This is a genomic window from Actinocorallia longicatena (assembly GCF_039534125.1).
Taxonomy (GTDB): Bacteria; Actinomycetota; Actinomycetes; order Streptosporangiales; family Streptosporangiaceae; genus Actinocorallia; species Actinocorallia longicatena.
This window is the reverse complement of sequence record NZ_BAAAUV010000007.1, coordinates 1-19,876: the sequence shown is the minus strand read 5'-3', so window position 1 is coordinate 19,876 and position 19,876 is coordinate 1. Positions and strand designations below refer to the sequence as shown.

16 protein-coding genes are annotated in these 19,876 nt (G+C 71.1%); 3 read left to right on the top strand and 13 right to left on the bottom strand.

From position 1 onward, the window contains the following. Positions 1-140: 140 nt before the first annotated feature. Genes ABD785_RS15710 through ABD785_RS15690 form a run of 5 tightly spaced genes read right to left on the bottom strand, consistent with a single transcriptional unit; the run spans position 141 to position 4,890 of the window. Positions 141-1,226 carry a VWA domain-containing protein gene (locus ABD785_RS15710; protein ID WP_344828607.1) on the bottom strand — a complete coding sequence of 362 codons (1,086 nt, stop codon included), beginning with the start codon at positions 1,224-1,226 and terminating at the stop codon, positions 141-143. A 1-nt stretch (position 1,227) separates the two neighbouring features. After that, positions 1,228-2,178, bottom strand: a complete 951-nt coding sequence (locus tag ABD785_RS15705; protein ID WP_344828603.1) for a VWA domain-containing protein — start codon at positions 2,176-2,178, stop codon at positions 1,228-1,230. After that, positions 2,175-3,059: a DUF58 domain-containing protein gene (locus ABD785_RS15700; protein WP_344828600.1), complete on the bottom strand. Its 885-nt coding sequence runs from the start codon at positions 3,057-3,059 to the stop codon at positions 2,175-2,177. Before ABD785_RS15700 ends, ABD785_RS15705 begins: the two co-directional genes overlap by 4 nt. Positions 3,060-3,061: 2 nt before the next feature. Then, positions 3,062-4,063, bottom strand: coding sequence for an AAA family ATPase (locus tag ABD785_RS15695; RefSeq protein WP_344828597.1), 1,002 nt, complete (start codon positions 4,061-4,063; stop codon positions 3,062-3,064). Between the two features lie 20 nt (positions 4,064-4,083). Then, entirely contained in the window at positions 4,084-4,890 is an 807-nt protein-coding gene (locus ABD785_RS15690; protein WP_344828594.1) for a S1C family serine protease, read from the bottom strand. Between the two features lie 244 nt (positions 4,891-5,134). Between ABD785_RS15690 and ABD785_RS15685 the strand changes: the two genes are divergently transcribed. Continuing rightward, positions 5,135-6,052, top strand: a complete 918-nt coding sequence (locus ABD785_RS15685; RefSeq protein WP_344828591.1) for an NBR1-Ig-like domain-containing protein — start codon at positions 5,135-5,137, stop codon at positions 6,050-6,052. A gap of 82 nt (positions 6,053-6,134) precedes the next feature. Here the strand turns inward: ABD785_RS15685 and ABD785_RS15680 are convergent, their stop codons facing one another. From ABD785_RS15680 to ABD785_RS15660, 5 genes are all read right to left on the bottom strand, one after another. Continuing rightward, complete coding sequence (locus ABD785_RS15680) at positions 6,135-7,079, bottom strand: SpoIID/LytB domain-containing protein (protein WP_344828588.1); 945 nt, start codon at positions 7,077-7,079, stop codon at positions 6,135-6,137. A gap of 32 nt (positions 7,080-7,111) precedes the next feature. After that, positions 7,112-8,005, bottom strand: coding sequence for a peptidase inhibitor family I36 protein (locus ABD785_RS15675; protein WP_344828585.1), 894 nt, complete (start codon positions 8,003-8,005; stop codon positions 7,112-7,114). A 101-nt stretch (positions 8,006-8,106) separates the two neighbouring features. Continuing rightward, positions 8,107-8,952 carry a peptidoglycan-binding protein gene (locus ABD785_RS15670; protein ID WP_344828582.1) on the bottom strand — a complete coding sequence of 282 codons (846 nt, stop codon included), beginning with the start codon at positions 8,950-8,952 and terminating at the stop codon, positions 8,107-8,109. 263 nt (positions 8,953-9,215) lie between these two features. Continuing rightward, entirely contained in the window at positions 9,216-10,538 is a 1,323-nt protein-coding gene (locus ABD785_RS15665) for a hypothetical protein (protein WP_344828579.1), read from the bottom strand. 382 nt (positions 10,539-10,920) lie between these two features. Further along, positions 10,921-11,730 carry an SAM-dependent methyltransferase gene (locus ABD785_RS15660; protein ID WP_344828576.1) on the bottom strand — a complete coding sequence of 270 codons (810 nt, stop codon included), beginning with the start codon at positions 11,728-11,730 and terminating at the stop codon, positions 10,921-10,923. Between the two features lie 610 nt (positions 11,731-12,340). Here ABD785_RS15660 and ABD785_RS15655 point away from each other — a divergent pair. Then, complete coding sequence (locus tag ABD785_RS15655) at positions 12,341-13,936, top strand: GMC oxidoreductase (RefSeq protein ID WP_344828572.1); 1,596 nt, start codon at positions 12,341-12,343, stop codon at positions 13,934-13,936. Positions 13,937-14,066: 130 nt separating this feature from the next. On the opposite strand, the gene ABD785_RS15650 is transcribed toward ABD785_RS15655, so the two are convergent. The 3 genes from ABD785_RS15650 to ABD785_RS15640 all read right to left on the bottom strand — a co-directional run bounded on the left by ABD785_RS15650 (position 14,067) and on the right by ABD785_RS15640 (position 18,727). Beyond that, positions 14,067-14,453, bottom strand: coding sequence for a hypothetical protein (locus ABD785_RS15650; protein WP_344828570.1), 387 nt, complete (start codon positions 14,451-14,453; stop codon positions 14,067-14,069). Positions 14,454-14,520: 67 nt separating this feature from the next. Further along, positions 14,521-16,476 (bottom strand): glycoside hydrolase family 5 protein, encoded by a 1,956-nt coding sequence (locus ABD785_RS15645; RefSeq protein WP_344828567.1) that lies wholly within the window; start codon positions 16,474-16,476, stop codon positions 14,521-14,523. Between the two features lie 844 nt (positions 16,477-17,320). Further along, on the bottom strand, positions 17,321-18,727 hold the full coding sequence (locus ABD785_RS15640) for a basic amino acid/polyamine antiporter (protein WP_344828564.1): 1,407 nt from the start codon (positions 18,725-18,727) through the stop codon (positions 17,321-17,323). A gap of 380 nt (positions 18,728-19,107) precedes the next feature. Between ABD785_RS15640 and ABD785_RS15635 the strand changes: the two genes are divergently transcribed. Further along, the coding region (locus ABD785_RS15635; RefSeq protein ID WP_344828561.1) for a serine/threonine-protein kinase at positions 19,108-19,876 on the top strand (769 nt) is incomplete at its 3' end.

The window sequence follows — 19,876 nt, the reverse complement described above, 5'->3', positions numbered from 1 at the left end:
CCTCGATACGGCCACAGAACAACCCCAGATCACCCTAGGGCCTGTCTCAAGCCCTGGCGATGATCAGACTGGGGCGTCCCCGCCCCTCGAAGTCACATGCCCCGATCCGCATGATCGAAGACCATCGGGACCGAGGAAAATCACTTCGGAGGGCCGCCCGGGGTCGCGGGGAGCCTGGCGCGGTTCCACCAGAGGGAGAAGCCGAGGGCGGTCACGACGAGGGCGCCGCCGATTCCGGCGAACCAGGAGGCGATGTCGCGTCGCTCGTAGACCACGGTGAAGGTGCTGGGCAGGTTCCTGAGGGCGCCGCGGAGCTGCTCGGCGTTCTCGGCGCGGTGGTAGGAGCCGCCGGTGGTGGAGGCGATCCGCTGGAGGGAGGGCTCGTCGATCGTGCGCGGGTTGCGGCCGCCGCCGCCGTCGAAGCCCCCGAAACCACCGAAGCCGCCGCCGGGAGGCCCGCCGAAACTGCCGTCGGTCTGGGAGCTGTCGCAGACCATGGGCGCGGGCGCGGTGGTGCCGAACCCGATCGGGAAGACCCGGACCCTGCGGAGCGCGGCCTGCTGGGCGGCGGTCTGCGGGTCGACGCCCCGGGTGTTCGCGCCGTCGGTCAGGACCACGATCGCGGAGCTCGCGTAGCCGCCGTCACCCCTGTCCTTGGGGTCGGCGCCGGTCGGGGCGACGGACGGGTCGACCTCGGCGATGGCGTCGAGCGAGGTGAGGATGGCCTGGCCGATCGCCGTCCCGCGGGAGGTCACGAGGCCGTCGAGGGCGTCCAGGAGGGCCTGGGTGTCGCCGGTCGGGGGCACGAGGAGCCCGGCGGTGCCCGCGAAGGTGACCAGGCCGATCCGCGGGCCGCCCTTCTGCGACTCGATGAACCCGGCGGCGGCCTTGCGGGCCGCGGTGAGCCGGTTCGGGTCGACGTCGGTCGAGCACATGGAGCCGGAGATGTCGAGAGCGAGCAGGATCGTCGCCGAGGTCATCGGGACGGGCACCTTCGCCTGGGGCCGCGCCGCGCCGACCCCGAGCACCACGAGCCCGGTCATCAGCAACGCCGCGGGCACGCGCCGGCGCCAGCGGGTGCGGCCCGGCAGCGCCGTCCGGACGAGCGCGATCGAGGTGACCCGCACCGCGGCCCGCCTGCGCCGCCGCCGGGTCAGCCACCAGACGGCGAAGACCAGCGGCAGGACCAGCAGCCCCGACAGCGCCCAAGGCCAGGAGAACGACATCTCAGATCACCCGCCCCGAACGGAGGATGGTGAGCACGGAACCCGCCGCCAGCAGGGCGAGGGCGACCGCGATGAACGCCCCGGCCAGCGGCAGCCGCTCGTCGGAGACGGTGAGCCGCAGGTCGATCCGCGAGGCGACGCCCTCGAGCCCGCCGGGGTCGGCGACCGGATGGTAGGCGCCGCCGGTGGTCTGCGAGAGCGACTTCAGGGCGTCCTCGTCGAGGGCCGTCTGCAGCCGGAACCCGTCGACGGTCACCGAGGTGCCCTCGGTGGTGCCGATGCCGACGGTGTCGATGTGGACGCCCGCCTTCTCGGCCGTCTCGGCGGCCTTGTCGACATCCTCGCCCTGGTCCTGGCCGTCGGAGAACATCACGATCGTCGCGGACGGCCAGTAGCCGATGTCGGGAACGGCGCCGTCGCGCCCGGCCGAGACCGTCTTCCCTGTGATCGCCGACAGCGACGCGAAGACGGCCGAGCCCAGGGACGTCCCGCCGGTGACCTTCAGCCGGTCGATGGCGCCCAGCGCGAGGGAGTGGTCGGCGTCGGGACGCGCGGTGGTGAGGCCGCCGCGCTCGAACGCGACGACCCCGATGTCGACGCTGTCCGGCTGGGCCTCGACGAACGCCCGCGCGGCCTTCTGCGCGGCGGCCAGCCGGGTCGGGGCGATGTCGTCGGCGCCCATGCTGTTGGAGACGTCGATGGCGAGGATGACGGTGCCCGAGGCCCGCGGCACCGGGACGGTCGCCGCCGGACCGGCCATGGCGAGGGCGAGGACCGCGACGCCGCCGATGGTCGCCCAGACGCCGAGGCGCGTCCAGCGGCCCGCGGCCACGGTGAGACCGGCGGCGGAGAGGGCGGTGGAGCGGCGGCGTCCGAGCACGACGGTGGCGTAGCCGAGGGCCGCCGCGACGAGGAGACCGGCGGCGAGCAGGAGCGGGGAGTCGAGTGTCATGCGGGCCGGCTCCGGGTTCTCGCGACGACCTCGACGAGGGTCTCGCCCAGGTCGCGGTCGGTGTCGACGCGGTGGACGGGCACTCCGGCCTGGCGCATGCCGGTCTCGAGGCGGGCCTCGCGGCCGTCGACGGCCGAGCGGAACCGCAGCCGGAACAGCGGATCGCCGGAGTCGACGAGGAGCTGCTCGCCCGTCTCGGCGTCCTCGACGACGATCAGCCCGGCCTCGGGCAGCACGTCGTCGGCGGTGTCGACGACCCGGAGCGCCACGACCTCGTGCCGTCGCGCCAGCCGTTGCAGCGCCCGTTCCCAGTCGCCCTCGCCGATGAAGTCCGACACGACGACGACCAGGCTGCGGCGGCGGGCGATGTTCGCGACCGCGTCGAGCATCGCGGCCAGGTCGGTGGTCCCGCCGCGGTGCGATTCGGCGGTGCGCTCCAGCTCGGCGCCGATGCGCAGGACGTGCCTGCGGCCCGCGCCCGGCGGGACGACCCTGGGCCTGCCGGTGTCGAAGAACAGGGCGCCGACCCGGTTGCCGCCCCGGCCGAACAGCCGGGCGAGGACCAGCGCGAGCTCGGCGAGGACGTCGTGCTTTCCCCGTCCGGGCCTGCCCGCCGTCATCGACGCCGACCGGTCGAGCACGAGCCAGGCCGTCAGCTCCCTGTCCTCGTGGAAGACCCGGAGATGCGGCTCGTTCAGCCGTGCGGTGACGTTCCAGTCGATGTGCCGCGCGTCGTCGCCCTCCAGGTAGGAGCGCAGCCCGGCGAAGTCGATGCCCGTCCCGCGGTGCGCGGTGCGGTGGGCGCCCTGGATCCGCCCGTCGAGGCGGCGCAGCACCCGCCACTCCAGACGGAGGAGGAGTTTCTCGGAGGCGGCCCGCATGGTCAGCGGCTCTGCAGGACGACTTCGGGGGCCCGCACCGCGCCGAGCACCCGGGCGACGATCGCGTCGGCGTCGATCTCGTCGGCCAGCGCCTCGTACGACAGCACGATCCGGTGGCGCAGCACGTCGAGGGCGAGCTCGGACAGGTCGTGCGGCAGGACGTAGTCGCGTCCGCGCAGGAACGCCAGGGCCCGCGCCCCGACCACGAGCGCGATCGACGCGCGCGGGCTGGCCCCGTAGGTGATGTACCGCTCCAGCTCGCCGAGCCCGGCCTGCCCCGGTGAACGCGTCGTGGTGACCAGGCGCACGGCGTAGTCGACGATCGCCGGGTCGACGTAGACCTCCCGCGCCCGCTCCTGCATCCGGACCAGGTCGGCGGCGCCCAGCATCGGCTGGGTCGCCTCGGGCGGACGCAGCGCCCGGTCGACGATCGCGTGCTCCTCGGCGTGCCTCGGATAGCCGACGACGACCTTCATCATGAACCGGTCGACCTGCGCCTCGGGCAGCGGATAGGTGCCCTCCGACTCGATCGGGTTCTCCGTCGCCATGACCAGGAACGGCTGCGGCACCCTGAACGTCTCCCGTCCGATGGTGACCTGGTGCTCCTGCATCACCTCGAGCAGGGCGCTCTGCACCTTGGCGGGCGCCCGGTTGATCTCGTCGGCCAGCAGCAGGTTCGCGAAGACGGGTCCGAGTTCGGTCCGGAACTCACCGGAGTGCTGATGGTAGATCCGCGTTCCCACGAGGTCGGCGGGGACGAGGTCGGGGGTGAACTGGATCCGCTGGAACTGCCCGTCGATCGCCGCGGCCAGCGACTTCACCGCGAGCGTCTTGGCCAGGCCCGGCACCCCCTCGACGAGCAGGTGCCCGCCGGCGATCAGGGCGACGGCCATCCGCTCCAGCAGCACGTCCTGCCCGACGATCGTGCGCTTGACCTCGAACAGCACCTGTTCGAGCGGGTTCACGGCATCGGCGGCGGACGGTCCCAGGGGGTTCGAGGTCATCGTGTTCCTTCTCGTTCAGGTCAGATCTGAGGCCCGTTCCCGGGCGGTCCCTCCCCGTCCGCGCCGCCCAGCGCGGTGCCGATCGGCACCGCGAAGGCGATCCCGGCGAACGCCTCGTCGTGGCCGGGGTCGGCGATCGAGACGACGATCCCGACCACCAGCCCCCGGGCGTCGAGGAGGGGTCCTCCGGAGCTGCCGGGGTTGGCGGAGGCGTCGAACTGGATGAGCCCGGTCATGCCCGGTGAGCCCTTGGAGTCGGCCCGCCGGTCCAGCCCGGAGACGACCCCGGACGAGACGCTGTAGGTCAGCCCGAGCGGATTGCCGATGGCCACGACCTCCGCCCCGACCTGGAGGCCTCCGCCGAGCGTCGCGGGCACGAGGATCTCCGGCAGCCCGGCGGGCGCCAGCGTCGCGATGTCGCGTTTCGGATCGGCCGAGGCGACCCGGGCCGCCACCTCGGTCCCGTCGGAGAAGGTCACCCGGACCTTCTTCGCCCCCTCGACCACGTGATGCGCGGTCAGGATCGTCCCGTCATCGGCCGCGACCACCCCGGTCCCGAGCGAGGAGTCCGCCCGGATGACGACCACCGACGGCCCGACCCGCTTGAACACGTCCGCGACCGACGGCTTGACACTGGCACTCGCCGACGGGCTCCGCGTGGGCGAGGAAGCACGGTTCCCCTCGCCCGAACCCCCCACCCGGAACCCGAGCACCCCGACCACCACGAGCAGGGCGACGCCCACCCCGACGCCCAGCACACGCCGCGAGCCCCGCCCCCGGAACTCCCGCGCCTCGGCACCGTTCGGCCTCTCCGCCTCCCGCTCCATCACTCCAAGCTACAAGCGCCCGATGAGAGAAAGATGAACAGAACCGAATTACCCCCACGAATCCCCACACCCTTCACCCCACCCGTCCCACGGCCCCCGCGACGGTTGTGAGTTGAGTGAGGGTCATGGGTGCTGTTAGCTTCGCCGGGTGGACGACAGGCGTGCACGGGCTGAGGCGATCGAGGGTTTCGCGGCGAACCTGCGGGAACTGCGTGCCTCGGTAGGCGACCCACCTTTTCGCGAGATGTCCGGGCGATCCGGGGCGATCTCGCACACGACTCTGCATGAGGCCACGAAGGGCAATCGTCTTCCCAGCTGGGAGACGACCGTCGAGTTCGTGCGGGCCTGCGGGGGTGAGCCCGGGGAGTTCCGGGAGCGCTGGGAGGCCGCCAACCGGGCGGTCAGGACGGCGGGGGCCGCGGATCCGGCGGCGCGTCCCGCGGCGGCGGCGACGGCTTCGGCCACGGGGACCGGTGAGCGGCGTGCCGTCCACCTGGCGATCGAGCCCAGGACCGGTGCGGCGGGGACCACCGGTCCGGCGCCCGTTCCGGTGCCGCCGCCCGGTGGGGGCGGTGTTCCGCCGGCCCGTCCCGCGGTGGGGGTGCGGTCCAGGAGGTCCCGGCCGGTCGTCGGCGTGCTCGCCGCGGCGGCCATCGGGGTGGGGGCGGTGATCGTCTTCGTCGCGGTGGACCGCGGGTCGGAGCCGGGGAAGCAGACGCCGACCGCGAGTGCGACCGGTCCGGCGTCGGCCGCGGCCGGGTGCCCGGTGGTCTTCCCCAATCCGCCGCCCGCTCCGCCGGAGCATGAGGGCGACGCCGCCGTCTTCGTCAGGGACGTGACGCTCGGCGACTGCACGCACGTCGACGCGGGCCGGACGGTCACCAAGACCTGGCAGATCAAGAACATCGGGACCGTGCCGTGGAAGGGCTACCGGCTGCGCCGGATCGACAGCCCCCAGCAGGCCGACCAGTGCCAGACCATCTCCCACGTGCCGATCAGGGACACGCCCCCCGGCGGGACGGTCGACATCAGCACCGAGGTCACCACCCCGGTGAAGCCGGGCCTGTGCGTCGCGCGCTTCAAGATGGTCGACGCCGCCGGCCGGTTCACCTTCCCCGGCAACCGCGCGATCAACTTCCAGCTCTACGTCGACGGCGCCTGAGGCCCGCAACGGGCTCCGGACGCCCGAAACCCCGCCGTGGCGGCCCGGCGGGGTGTCGGAGCTGGGGGTTCTCAGCGGGTCGTCACCTGAGAACGATGTTGCGGTAGTAGTACTTCAGGATCCTGGAGTGGCTCCAGCCCGCCCGCGCCTTGTCACGCGAGCCGTTCTGCGACATCCAGTTGCCGGTCACCCAGTGGCCGCAGGCCGTCGTGGTCTGGCAGTACTGGGCCTGAAGGATCTTGCCGTTGCGCGTCATCTCGGTGTTCCACGTGGCGTCCACCGCGGCGTTGGTCGCGGCCGTCGCCGAACCGGGCCGGTAGACCTGGCTCGTCGTGTGGTCGGTGACGTCGTAGCACTTGCCGCTCGGCGTCTTGCTCGCCGAGTTCAGCGACCAGTACCAGCCGAAGTTCTTGACGGCGATCGCCCCGGCCCTGAGCGACTCCTTGGGCCAGTTCGAGTACCACTCGTTGGGCAGGACGTTCTTCACGTAGTACTTGAACGACACCCGGTCGACCCGGTTGAGCGACTGCCGGTACACCAGGATCGTCTTGGGCACCCGGGTGTTCGTGCCGTCGCTCAGGCAGCTGTTCGAGCTCTTGCCGAGGAACTTGTGCGAGGCGTTCTGGTTCTTCAGCGCGGCCTTGAGGTTGCCCTTGGCGCCGGGCTTGAAGTCCTGGTACGTCCCCTTGTAGTTGCTGTTGAAGTAGACCCGGACGGTCTTGGTGCTGCGGTTCCAGACCGAGGCCGCGTGGTTCTTGACGCAGGTGCCCTTGCCGGCGCCCTTGCCCTTGAAGTCGTAACAGGACGGCTGCTTGGCGGCGTAGTCGCCGACGGAGCCGGTGAAGTCGGAGACCGACCCCTTGGTGTTGCTGTTGAAGTAGTAGCAGAACTCACCGGTCTGGCAGACGCCGTTGCGGGCCGCCGCCGAGGCGGGGGTCGCGGTGGCGGCGAGCGCCGCACCGCCGAGCACCGCCGCGGTGGTCACGGCCGCGAACCGCGAGATCAGCCGGGTGATCCGTGGGGACACGGGGTCCTCCCTTCGTCAGAGGTCGCGGGGCGTCAGCGGACGTTGTAGCCCTGGGAGACCCAGAACGCGTTGGGGTTCGGGTTGGTCAGGACCGGGTCGCCGACGCTCTTGGAGGCGAGCTTCTGGTAGCCGGGGCGCATCTCCACGTGGGTGTGGGCGGCGCTGGCGTACGACACGCCGTGCCAGGCCTCGTCGGCGATGATCTGGCCGCGCTTGATGTTCTGGCCGACGCGCAGCGAGGAGCGCGGAGCGGAGTGCAGGTAGATGACCGTCTTCTTCAGCGAGGCGTTGTAGATGGAGATCGTGGAGAGCCCACGGCCGCCGTTGAAGCCGCGCGCGATGTAGATGATCTTGCCGCTGGTCAGGGCGTGGACGTCCGAGCCGACCCGGCGCGCGATGTCGATGCCCTCGTGACGGCCGGAGGTGCTGGTGTAGCCGTCGAACTTGCAGCTGATGTGGCCGCCGCTCGCCTTGTACAGCGCGTACGACATGTTGACGCGCTTGGAGTTCGACGGGCTGAACTGGTGCGAGGCGTTCTGGTTCTTCAGCGACGCCTTGAGGTTGCCCTTCGCGCCGGCCTTGAAGTCCTGGTAGGTGCCGCTGTAACCGCTGTTGAAGTAGACCCGGACGGTCTTGGTGCTGCGGTTCCAGACCGAGGCGGCGGCGTTCTTGATGCACTTGCCCTTGCCGGCGCCCTTGCCCTTGAAGTCGAAGCAGCCGGGCTGCTTGGTGCCGTAGTCGCCGACGGAGCCGGTGAAGTCGGAGACCGACCCCTTGGTGTTGCTGTTGAAGTAGTAGCAGAACTCACCGGTCTGGCAGGCGCCGTTGCGGGTCGCCGCCGAGGCGGGGGAGGCGGTCGCGAGCACGGCACCGCCGAGCGCCACCGCGACGGTCGTTCCGGTGAGGATCCTGTTGAGCGTACGCATCTCGATCTCTTTCTTCTGGGGAGCTGTGATCTTGGATGGCCGGTCGGGGCCGGGAGTTCGGATGGATTCCGGACAGTTCCTTTGGCCTGTCGGAACAGGCTCTAAAGTCGCCGGTACTCCTCCCAGGTACGGATGGTCACCTTCGGGCCGTCGTCCTTGCCGCGGCCGGAGAGACCGTTCTGCCCGAGGTAGTAGTCGCCCGCCTGGTGCTGCGCCTGGGCGGAGAGCGTGGTGTCGCTGATGGCGACGGCGTGGATGTGCCACGGCCAGTCGCCCTGCCGCGGGCTGCGCACCCAGGCCGCGAACCCGACCCGGCGCAGCGCGCGCACGACCGAGACGCGGGTGGCGGCGCTCATCCCCTTGACGCTCACGTCGACGACCCCGCCCCCGTCATGCGTCCCCGCAGACGTGGGGTCGCCGCCGGGATTGTAGGACCCCTGGTCGAGGACGAGCTTGCGGCCGAGCAGCCGCTTGGCCTCGTTCAGCATGGTCCGCGTCCGGACGTTCACGACGGCCTTGCCGAACTTCACCCGTCCGCCGGGGCCGATGGCCCGGGTCACCTTGAAGCGGCCGGCCCCGAGCTTGGCGAGCGAGGCCTTCCCCGGCAGCCCGTTGGCGTCGATGCCGCGGAACCCGAGCGACTTCTGGTACTTGGCGAACGCGGTGACCGTGGTCGTCCCGTAGTAGCCGTCCACCCAGCGGGCGTCCAGCAGGTGCCGGTCGCGCAGCGCCTTCTCGACGAGCAGCACCCCGGCCTTGGCCCCGGGCGTCAGCTTGCTGTCGCGCCGCCGCGGATCGATCTGGGCCGCCTTCACGACGGCCTCCATGTTCACGCTGGGGAGCGCCCTGGCATCCGCGGCCACCGCCGCCGAAGTCCCCGCCGCCCCGGTCATCGAAGCGGCGAGCGCTGCCGCCAGAACCCCGGCGGCGAACGTCCTCGCCCTCATCTCTACCTCCTGTGTTCGGTCCCCGGGGATCGGCTCCCCGTGGCCCGACCCACAGTTCCGGTCGGCGCCCCCTGTCCACAACAAGATCGTGTTGTCAGCCTGTACGACACTGTCCCGGACACCGTCATCCCAGGTCACAGCGTCGGACACGGTCCGGTCGCGTCGCGTCTTACGCGCTCCGGAACGGCCTTGCGTCATCATGGAGAGGGCCCCGGCGCGGTCGATGCGCCGGGGCCCTCAGGGTTCTGCCTTCGAAACGGGTGTCAGCCGGTGACCTTGACCCAGTCGCCGCCGGAGGCGCTGGGGTTCCAGTAGGCGGTGCCGACGAACTTGGTGTACCAGGTGCCGCCCGCGGCCGCCGTGACGGTCGTCGAGATCTTGCCGCTGGAGCCGGACGTCACGGTCTTGACCGTCGTGTAGGTCTTGGAGCCGGTCGGCCGGAAGAGGATCTGGATCGTGCCGCCCTTGAGACCGGAGTAGGCGGTGCCGGCGCTGTTGAGGCCGATCAGCACGCCCGAGATCTTGATGCTCTTGCCCTTCTTGACGGGCTCGGGCGAGGCGTTGAACTTCGTCAGCCACGTGGCCTTCTTGACCACGACGGAGCCGCCCGACTTGACCTCGGCCGTGCCGTAGGCCTTGACATTGAAGTCGATCTTGCCCTTGGCGGTGCCGGGGACGACCACGGTCGCGGTGTAGACGTCCGGGGTGACGAGCTTCATGTCGATGTTCTGGTACGGCGTGCCGGCCCCCCAGTAGGAGATCTTCACGCCGGCGGAGGCGTTGGACGCCTGCGCGGTGACGGTGAACTTGTTGCCGCCCTTGTAGACGACCGACGTCGCGGGCGCGGAGACCTTCTCCACGACCGGAGCCGGCGGCGCCTGCGGGGTGACCGTCAGGCCGTCGGTGGTGAGCCGCGCCGTGCCCCGGCTGTTGCGGGCGACATAGGTGATCGGCAGCTTGAGCTGCTTGTCGGTGCCCGGCGCGGTGAACTGCCCGCTCCATACGGCGTAACCGCTGTGCCGCTCGGACGGCCGCAGCGCGATGTTCGTCTGGTCGCCGGGCGCGCCGACGACCGCGGTCACCGAGGTGACACCGCGTCCGACGACCTTCGCAGACAGGGTGGTCTTGGCGTTGGGCAGCACCTCGGGCGGGGTGGCCTTGCCGTCGTAGACCGACGGCCTCCCCTTGACATCGATCTTCCTGCTGATCGTCGAGTCGGCGAACTTGCCGACCAGACGGAAGGTGATCTTGCCCGCGAAGTCGCCGCGGGCCGTCCAGGATCCGGTGTACCGGCCGTGCCCGCGGGACTTGAGCCGGATCTTCAGCACGTCGGTCGGACGCTTGATCTCGGCGAAGACCGCGGCGGCCTCCCCACGGGGCACCCGCGCCGTGGCGGCGAGCTTGATCTTGTGACCGGCGGTGGTGCGCTGGGGTGACACCGAGACGGCGACGAGCTTGGCGGGGGCGGCGGCGGCCACGGCGGGAACGGCGGAGACCGCCTGAGCCGCGAAGGACGGGGAGCCCTGCAGGAGCAGGCCGCCCGCGACGGTCGCGGCGACGGCGCCGCTGATGAGTCGCTTGTGCACGAGAACTGTTCCTCTCCTAGGTGATCGTGGTTTCGGGACGTCCGTCCCGAAACCACGGAGCCGCCCGTAATGGCGCGGCGACTAGTGCGGAGTCAGAGTCGCGCTCATCGGGAAAAGTTCTGGTCTCCCCCGAAATGTGACCACCATCACTTCAACCTTCCGCCCGTTCATGTGTCGGGTACGGCGGCCCGTGCCCCTGAGGGCCGCCGCGGCGGTCAGCGCCGGGGCCTGGCCAGCCGCGCCACGACGCCGACGAAGGCGCCGATGATCCCGGCCGCGACGATCACATCGAGCATCATGGCTGTCCCCAGTCAGGTCCGTTGGACCCCTTCCCTGCCCGATCCCGCGGCTTCCTCACCGAAGCGGGCCGAGAATCTGGTCGTCAGGGTTTGCGGCCGATGGCGGAGATGCCCCAGTAGGTCGTGATGTCGACGGTGGGCTCGCCGCGGAGGGGACGCCAGGCCGGGGTGGGGACGAGGCCGGGCGGGACGAGTTCGAGACCGTCGAGGAGCAGGGCGATCTCCTCCAGGCTCCGGCCGTTCCGCCGGCCGCCCTCCTCGAACTCGCCCTCGTGGAAGAGGTCGATGAGCTTGTCGGTCCGCTCCGCGCACAGGTCCTGGATCGGATGGGAGAACACGACGTAGCCTCCCGGGCTCAGCCAGTCGGCGAAGTCGCGGACCATCCGCGTCGCGACGTCGTCGTCGAGGATCGTCGAGATCACGCCCTGGAGGATGACGGCCGTCGGCTCCCGGACGTCGAGCAGCTCGCCGATCTCGGGACGGCTCAGCAGTTCCTTGGCGTCCCGTGCGTCGGCGCCGACGACCCGGACCTCGCAGGGGCCGTCGACGAGCGCCTGGGCGAACCGCACGACCATCGGATCGTTGTCCACATAGACGACCTTCGAGTCGGGTGCGCTCTTCGCGAGGATCTGGTGGAGGCTTCCCCGGGTGGGCAGGCCGCACCCGATCTCCACGTACTGCCGCACGCCCTGCCCGGCCAGGTACCAGACGGCCCGGGACAGGAACTTCCGGCCCTCCCTGAGCATCGTGACGAGTTCGGGGGCCGCCTCCAGGAGCAGATCGCCCAGCCTGCGGTCCGGCTTGTAATTGTCCTTGCCGCCCCTGAGGTAGTCGAGCACGCGCGCCTCATTGGCAACGGTCGGGTCGAACTTGTCATGATTCGCCGCACTCATCCGGTGATGCTAGCTCATGAGTGTTCGGCTTCTCCGGAACCTTATGAAAATCTTGATTCGGAGAATCGAGAATTTCTTTCGCCTGGTGGGAGGCGATGGAGAGCCGAGAAAACGTCCCCGGCGATAAGGCGCGAAATCCGTGGTCGTACTCGCCGGTAAGAATATGCGGAGAGGTCATTTTCTCCTCCGTCCAGGCATGGGCGGGACCGCCGGGATCTTTCTGGCCTCGGGTGCGGGCGCGCGTCCATCGCGTCGGCTACCCGTCGGTAATCGCGCTCGTGACAAGGAACCTCTCGGGTTCATGAGGAACCGTGACAATCCTCCGGTCCCAAGAAAGTGCATACTTCTGAGAGCAGAATCACAGTCTCCGCAGAAGAGAACATCATTGCCGATCTGGTGGCCCCGCACAGGCCACCTCCCCCGAGCCCGCCTCGCCGTTCTGCCATGACCGACCCGCTCCGCGGACTCCTCCTCCTCCTCGTCCGCGGTGGGCCGGTGGCGGCCTGGCCGGGTACCGGGTCCCTCCCGTCGCCCATGCGGGAGGGACCCCACCACCTCTGCGCCGCCACCTCTGCCTCAAGCGCACCCACCCCCAGTTCAGAGGAGCAGTATGTCCACCATCACGCGCCGTTCCATGCTGGCCGGAGCCTCGGCCACCGCCGCGCTGACCATGGCCGGGACCGTTCCGGCCGCCCGCGCCGCCGCCCGGACGGCGGCCAGGGTTCCGCTCACCCGTGAGGAGCACCGGGTCGTCATCATCGGGTCGGGTTTCGGCGGCGGGGTGACCGCGCTGCGCTTCGCCCAGGCCGGTGTGCCCTGCCTGGTACTGGAGCGGGGGATCCGCTGGCCCACCGGGCCGAACGCCGAGACGTTCCCGCGCGTCACCTCGTCCCTGGACAAGCGGGCGCTCTGGCTCGGAGCTCCCGTGAAGATCTTCGGGATCACGATCGGCGGGTTCGACGCCCCCTACACGGGTCTGCTGCAGGCCATCGGCGGGAACGGCATGGACGTCATCTGCGCGTCCGGAGTCGGCGGCGGATCCCTGGTCTACCAGGGCATGACGCTCCAGCCGTCCGAGGCGGTGTTCAACGCGACCATGCCGAACGGCCTCGACCACGCCCGCATGAACAGCGTCTACTACCCGCGCGTCGCGAACATGCTGCGACTCCAGACGGCACCCGACGCCCTCATCAACAGCAAGACCTACAAAGCGGCCCGGATCTTCGGCAGGGGCGTCACCAACGCCGGTTACCAGCTGTCGAAGATCCCGATGCCGATCGACTGGAGCTTCGCCCTGCGGGAGCTCAACGGCGAGATGAAACCCGCCTACACCAACGGCGACTGCTCCCTGGGGGTGAACAACGGCGGCAAGCACTCGGTCGACGTCACCTACATCGCCGCCGCCGAGGCGACCGGGCTGGCGACCGTCGCGGTGCTGCACAACGTCACGGACGTCGCGAAGGCGCCGGACGGCCGCTGGACCGTCTACGTGGATCGGATCTCGACGGACGGCACGGTCCTGGAGAAGAAGATCCTCACCACGAAGGCGCTGGTGCTGGCCGCGGGGTCCGCCAACACCACCAGGCTCCTCATGCGCGCCGACGCCAAGAACCTCATCCCCGACCTGCCCGACGGTCTCGGCACCAACTGGGGCACCAACGGCGACCGCATCTACATGTGGACCGATCTGCTCGACGACTTCGACTTCCCCCAGGGAGGCCCCGTCGTCTACGGCAGCAAGGAATGGAACGACCCCACCGTCGCCAACACGATCATCCAGGCGTCGCTGCCGCCGCTGCCCGACATCGGCTCCACCATGATGGTCGGCTACGGCGTCAGCAAGGGCCGCGGCCGCTACACCTACGACGCGGCGAAGGACGACGTCGTCCTGAACTGGACCAAGGGCGCCGACGACACTCTCTACCGGCGCATCAACCAGCGGGCCACCAGGATCGCCGGATTCGGCGGCCTGCTCACCGACACCACCGCCGTCTACCCCTCGACCTGGCATCCGCTGGGCGGGGCGTCGATGGGGACCGTCTGCGACCTGTCCGGCCGGGTCAACGGCCAGCGCGGCCTCTACGTCCTGGACGGCGCCCTCATGCCCGGCACCACCGCCGCCTGCAACCCGTCGATGACGATCGCCGCGGTCGCGGAACGTGCCACCGACGACATCGTCGCCCACGACGCCGGAACCGTCTTCTAACCCCCGTGAACCCCGGTGGCGGGCGTTCTCCAACGCGCCGGAGAACGCCTGCCGCCGGTCCCCGGCCCCGGGACCGTCTCAGCCGCGCCCTCGGCGGAGGCGATCCCGGGTCCGGACTGCGTCCGGCGCCTCAGAGCGTCAGCCGGTACGGTCCGGTGGCGCATCCGCCGATCCGCCAGCCGCCCGGCACCTGCCGGAGGGTGAGATCGGTGATGTTCCGGACGAGGGGCGAAGGGCGGACGTCCCCGGGGACCCACAGGTCCAGCCGGCAGGAGCCCGATCCCGCCGTCCCCTCCAGGGTGAGGGCGCGGGGCGCCGTGCCCGTCGCGGGCGACGAGGACAGGGCGGTCAGGACGCCGGGGACGGCGCGCGGATAGGCCCGTGACAGCTCGGCGGCCTTGACCGGGTCGCGCGGGAGGTCGCGGCCGGTCGCGCAGTCGACGGTCTCCAGGCCGTTGCCGGTGGGGCCGATGCCGTTCTGCGGGTCGCCGCAGGCCTGCTTCCAGACCCAGAACACTCCGCCGATGCGGTGGGCGTCCTCCTCACGGGCGTAGCGGCGGACCTTGTCCTGGACGGTGGGGGTGTCACCCCAGTAGCCCCATTCGCCGCTCCAGATCGGAATGTCCTTGGCGGCCCGTTCGGCGAGGGTGAAGCCGTGTTCGATCGTGGTGATCGGGGGGGAGGCCGAGCGAGGCGTCCATCGTGATCGACTCGCCGTAGAGGTGGGGAGCGAAGACGAGATCGGGGTCGTCGGTGAACGAGCCGCGGGGGATCGCGTCGAAGCCGAGACCCGACCAGAAGATGCTCGGCTCGAAGAAGAACAGGTGGCGGCGGGTCTCGGTGGACCGGATCTCCTTCAGGACCCGGTCGTAGAAGCGGCCGAGCAGGAGCGTCGAGGTGATCGGGGCCTGCTCGCCGAAGCCGGGCTCGTTCATCGGGTCGAAGCCCGCGATCGACGGGTCGTCGCCGTACCTGGCCGCGAGCATCCCCCAGACCTTGACGAGCCGGGTCTGGACGCCGTCGCGGTCGTAGGAGAAGTTCGTGAACGCCCGGTCGCCCGCCGGGGACAGGTCCCGGCCGGTGAACTGGCAGCGCACCGCTCCGTCGGCGTGGGTCGCCCAGACCGGGGCGCCGTCGTAGCCGTCCATCGCCGAGGTTCCGGCCGGGCAGGAGGTCCCGGGCGGTGTCGGCTGGTTGTTCCAGCCGTCCTGGTGCAGGTCGAGCACGGTGTAGAGGCCGTGGGCGCGGGCCCAGACGACCGCCTGGTCGGCGCGGGCGAGATAGGTCTGGTCGTAGGAGCCGGGCGACGGCTCGATCTTCGACCAGGACAGGCCGAGCCGCACCACGTCGAAGCCGAGCCCGGCCATCGAGGCGAAGTCCGCCTCGGTCAGCGGCCGGGTGGCGGGAACCTCGGGCCGGGGCGCGTAGAAGTCGACGAGCTGGTTCACGTTGACGCCGCGCAGCAGGACCTGCCGCCCCGCCGCGTCGGCGATCCGAGGGTGCTCGCCGCGCACGGCGTGCAGCGGCAGCAGCTCGTCCCCCGGCGTGGCGGCGGACGCCCCGCCGCTCAGGACGGGCGGCTCCGCCTCACCGGCCGAGCCGAGCACGGCACCGCCGGTGACCGCGAGCGCCACCGTGACGGCGGCCCGCCGCGTTCCCGCGCCCACGGGCAGCGGATCACGCCGCCTGCGCGCGGTGTACAGCGCGCCGAGCCCGGCCGCCCAGCCGATCGCCGCGCCGAACGCCACCCCCTCGCAGACCCGCACGTAGAGCAGCGCGGGCGTCTGCAGGGCGCTGCCCACACCGTCGACCAGGACCATCGCGACGGCCTGCACCAGGCCGAGCACCGCGCCCGCCCAGAGCGTCGCGATCCATCCGCCGAGGAAGTCCCCCAGCGGTCCGCCGGACCGGCGGGCGAAGGTCCGCTGGGTCCGCGCCGCGGCCAGGAACAGCACGAGGAGCCCGGCCGCCAGGCCGAGCACGCCGCCCGAGGGGGAGACCGTGGGCACCGCGTGCGGCAGGTCCCGCCCCCAGGCCTGCCCGAGCCACGACCCGCTGACGCCCGCGAGAACGGCGACGCCCGCCGCCGACGCCCAGGGCGTCCCCGCGACGGTCCGCGGCACCGCGCCCGGACCCCGCACGAGCAGGGACGTCCCGGCGGCGACCAGACCGTACAGCGCGGCCTTCGGCACGGTGTACCCCGTCGCCCAGGCCAGATCGGCGGCGCCCGACCACGGCGCGGTCGCCACCACCGTCATGGCGAACTTCGCGACGAGGGAGACGAGCACGATCCCGCCCCAGATCGAGGCGAACCTCCGCCACCGCCCCAGCTGCCGGAAGGCCGTCGTCACCACCCACACCCCCGCGAGCAGCAGCGGCATCTGGACGACCAGCGGCGCCGCCTGCCACCGCGTGACGGGAACGACCCGCCCCGGCATCCCGTACAGGGCGAAGAACCCGACCGGATCCAGGACCGCACCGATCACGATCAGCAGCAGCAGGCTCCCGCAGACCAGCGGGGAAAGCAGACGCGAGGGCAAGGAGGCTCCCGAAGGCGACGTGGAGCACCAGAACATACATGAGCAAAGCTCACATTAGCCATACCACTCGGGGCCCGCACCCCGATGACGCTGACCTCTCCCCACCGGGCTGCCGGGTGGTGCCTGATTCTCGGATGACCGCTCGGCTCGGCGGAGCCCTCGCCGTGCTCGGACATCTGGTCGACCGGGTCCCGGTCATGGCGGCTCCGCCCGCGGCGGCGCCGAAGCGGGCGTCGCAGAAGGTCTCCATCGTCAGCTTGCCCAAGGGTGTGCGCGGCATGGTGGTCAGACCGCCAGGGTCTCGGCGACCGTGACCGGCACCGCCGGGCTCATCTACGAGGGCGGCAAGGTCAAGCCGGTCGATTCGGTCGGCTGCTCCTCCTTCGCGCAGGCTCCCCCGCTGACCGCGAGCGGCAAGGTCGAGCTCGGGCTGCGCGCCGAGCCGACCGTCGCGGTGTACGGGGTGGGCGGGCCGAGCATCAGCCTCGAACCGGGTCTGTCCCTGGCCGCCGACAAGGACAAGGACCCGTGGTGGACCCTCGACGGCACCCTCGGGGCGTCCGCCTCGCTCCGGATTCCGCAGCTCGGGGTGTCCACGCCGACCGTCCAGCTGTTCAAGCCGCCGCTCCGCCGACGGCTCCTGTCCGCCGGCCCGCGTCCGGCCGTGGTGTTCTCCGGCGACCCGGGGACCTCCGCGCCGCCGTCCGAGCTCGGCCCGTACAAGATGACCCCGTTCGCCGATGACGCCCGTCCGGTCGGGGCGGCTTACTCCACCGTCACCGGCCCGACCGGCCCTCTCGCCTTCCAGGCCGTCGCACCCGGCGGCCTGGCCTTCCCAGCGCGGTCAGATGGTGAGGGCGCCGGTGGCGAGGCTGATCACGCCGGCGATCGCTCCGGCGATCGTGACGGCAAGGAGCAGGAGCTCGGGGCGGGAGAACATCGTGCGTCCCTGCTCTTTGCGGGTCATGGCGAACAGCACCGTTCCCGGCGCGTAGATGATGCACGACAGCAGCAGGAACTCCGGGCCCGCCGCGACGAGGAGGAAACCGGTGTACAGGACGGCGACCGAGGCGATCACCGTCTCCTTGCGACGGCCGTCGGGGCGCTCGGCGTAGGTCTCGCCGCGGATCCCCAGTTTCAGGGCGTATCCGGCCGCGAGCAGATAGGGGATCAGCGACAGGGAACTGCTGAGCTTGAGCGTGAAGGTGAAGGCGTCGTCCGAGAAGAGGGTGACCACCAGGACCGCGGTGACCAGCACGCTGGTCATGACGAGGGCGGCGGTCGGCGCCCCCTGGACGTTCCTGCGACGCAGGAAGGCCGGCATGTCCTTGTCCTGGGCGGCCACGTAGAGGACCTCGGCGGCCATGAGCGTCCAGGCGAGGTAGGCCCCGAGCACCGAGATGATCAGGCCGACGCTGATGAACTTCGTCCCCCAGGCGCCGACGACGGATTCCAGCACACCGGCCATCGACGGCTGGCGCAGCTCCTCCAGATCGGCGCGGGGCAGCGCTCCGTAGGACAGGAGCGTCACGGACGCGAACAGGGCCAGGACGCTGAGGAAGCCCAGGACGGTCGCCCGCCCGACGTCCGAGCGCTTGCGCGCGTACCGTGAATAGACGCTCGCGCCCTCGATGCCGAGGAAGACGAAGACCGTCGCCAGCATCGTCGACCGCACCTGCTCGAACAGCGCCCCCGCCGAACGCTCCGTGCCGCCCCAGAGGTTGTCGGCGAACACGTCGGCCTTCAGCGTGAAGGCCAGGATGACGACGAAGAGGAGGATCGGGACGACCTTGGCGATCGTCACGATCTTGTTGATGTTCGCCGCCTCCCGGACCCCGCGAACGATCATGAAGTGGAAGGCCCACACGCCGACGATCGAGACGATCACGGCCACGGCGGTGTCACCCTCGCCGAACGCAGGGAACACCTGGCCGAGCGTGGACTTGATCAGCACCCAGTAGGTGACGTTGCCGACGCACGCACTGGCCCAGTAGCCGAACGCGGAGTAGAAGCCGGGGAACTCCCCGAATCCCGCCTTCGCGTAGGCGTACACCCCGGCATCGAGCCGGGGCTTGCGGACCGCGAGGAGCTGGAACACGAACGCGAGCATCAGCATGCCCACACCCGCGATCACCCAGGCGATCACCGCGCCGAACACGCCCGTCGCCTGGGCGAAGTTCCGCGGCAGCGAGAACACTCCCGCGCCGACCATCGACCCGACCACCATCGCGGTCAGAGTCGGCAACGGCATCCTCCGCCGCTCGTCCGTCCCCGCCTCGTCCGTCCCCGCGCCGTTCGTCACCGGGGGACACCAGGGGCGGCCGCCCCGGCCGTTCCCCGCGAGGCGATCCCGGCCTCCCGGCTCACCGGGGCGCGGGCGATCACGTCACCACTCATGATCGGCACATCCCCTGCGGAGCCCGGCCCCCACCCATGATCACCGGAACTTTGTCAGCACATGCCCAGCCCGAAACCCCGATGCTCGCCCCGGAAGCGAGCCCGGCCGCCCGGCGGCCTGTTCGCCGGAGCGGAGACATATGCGGCGGAACCCGGGTGATCCGAACCTTCCGGGGAGCGCGTGCGTACCTGTGGACGTGCCGGTGGTCCGGGTCTCCTGGAAGGGGCTGGTCTGTGGATTCCGGAGAATGGCTCGGCGAGCGCTACAGGCTCGAGCAGCGGATCGACTCCGGGCGCGGAACGGAGGTGTGGCGCGCCTGGGACAGGGTCCTGGCCAGGCCCGTCGCGCTCAAGCTGGTGCCCGGCGAGCCCCTGCTCGACCCGGCCTCCCGCACCCGCGTCCGCGACGGCATCCTGGCCTGCGCCGCCCTCTCCCACCACGGGATCGTGACGGTCTACGACAGCGACGAGACCTCCGGGGCCAAGGCCGCTCCCGTCCCGTACCTCGTCATGGAACTGATCGACGGAGTGAGCCTCGCCGACGGCATCCGCGGCGGCCCCCTCCCCGTCGCGACCGCCATCCAGGTCTGCACCCAGGTCGCCGAGGCCCTGTCCAAGGTGCACGGAGCGGGCCTCGTCCACGGCGACATCCGGCCGTCCAAGGTGCTCCTCACCCCCGACGGCGTGCGCGTCCTGGCCCCCAGCCTCACCCGCGAGCCGGCCTGGGACGCCCTCCCCTACCTCCCCCCGGAACAGCCCACGACCGCCCCGCCCACCCGGCCGGCGGACATCTACGCCCTCGGCATCCTGCTCACCGAATGCCTGACCGGAAAACGCTCCCCCACGACCCCCCTCCCCGACACCGTCCCCCCGGCGGCCACCGCCCTCTGCCACCGATGCCGGTCGACGGCCCCCGAAGCCCGTCCCACGGCCCCCCGAGCGGCCACCACCCTGCGCGCGGTCTCCGGTCCCCCTGCCCCGCCCCCGGCCACACCACCCCCTC

Bases quoted from the DNA above. Each gene is read 5' to 3' on its own strand.
- ABD785_RS15695 (WP_344828597.1), bottom strand. From the start codon at position 4,063: ATGACCTCGAACCCCCTGGGACCGTCCGCCGCCGATGCCGTGAACCCG.
- ABD785_RS15685 (WP_344828591.1), top strand. From the start codon at position 5,135: ATGTCCGGGCGATCCGGGGCGATCTCGCACACGACTCTGCATGAGGCC.
- ABD785_RS15675 (WP_344828585.1), bottom strand. From the start codon at position 8,005: ATGCGTACGCTCAACAGGATCCTCACCGGAACGACCGTCGCGGTGGCG.
- ABD785_RS15640 (WP_344828564.1), bottom strand. From the start codon at position 18,727: ATGCCGTTGCCGACTCTGACCGCGATGGTGGTCGGGTCGATGGTCGGC.
- ABD785_RS15660 (WP_344828576.1), bottom strand. From the start codon at position 11,730: ATGAGTGCGGCGAATCATGACAAGTTCGACCCGACCGTTGCCAATGAG.
- ABD785_RS15690 (WP_344828594.1), bottom strand. From the start codon at position 4,890: ATGGAGCGGGAGGCGGAGAGGCCGAACGGTGCCGAGGCGCGGGAGTTC.
- ABD785_RS15705 (WP_344828603.1), bottom strand. From the start codon at position 2,178: ATGACACTCGACTCCCCGCTCCTGCTCGCCGCCGGTCTCCTCGTCGCG.
- ABD785_RS15700 (WP_344828600.1), bottom strand. From the start codon at position 3,059: ATGCGGGCCGCCTCCGAGAAACTCCTCCTCCGTCTGGAGTGGCGGGTG.
- ABD785_RS15670 (WP_344828582.1), bottom strand. From the start codon at position 8,952: ATGAGGGCGAGGACGTTCGCCGCCGGGGTTCTGGCGGCAGCGCTCGCC.
- ABD785_RS15710 (WP_344828607.1), bottom strand. From the start codon at position 1,226: ATGTCGTTCTCCTGGCCTTGGGCGCTGTCGGGGCTGCTGGTCCTGCCG.
- ABD785_RS15655 (WP_344828572.1), top strand. From the start codon at position 12,341: ATGTCCACCATCACGCGCCGTTCCATGCTGGCCGGAGCCTCGGCCACC.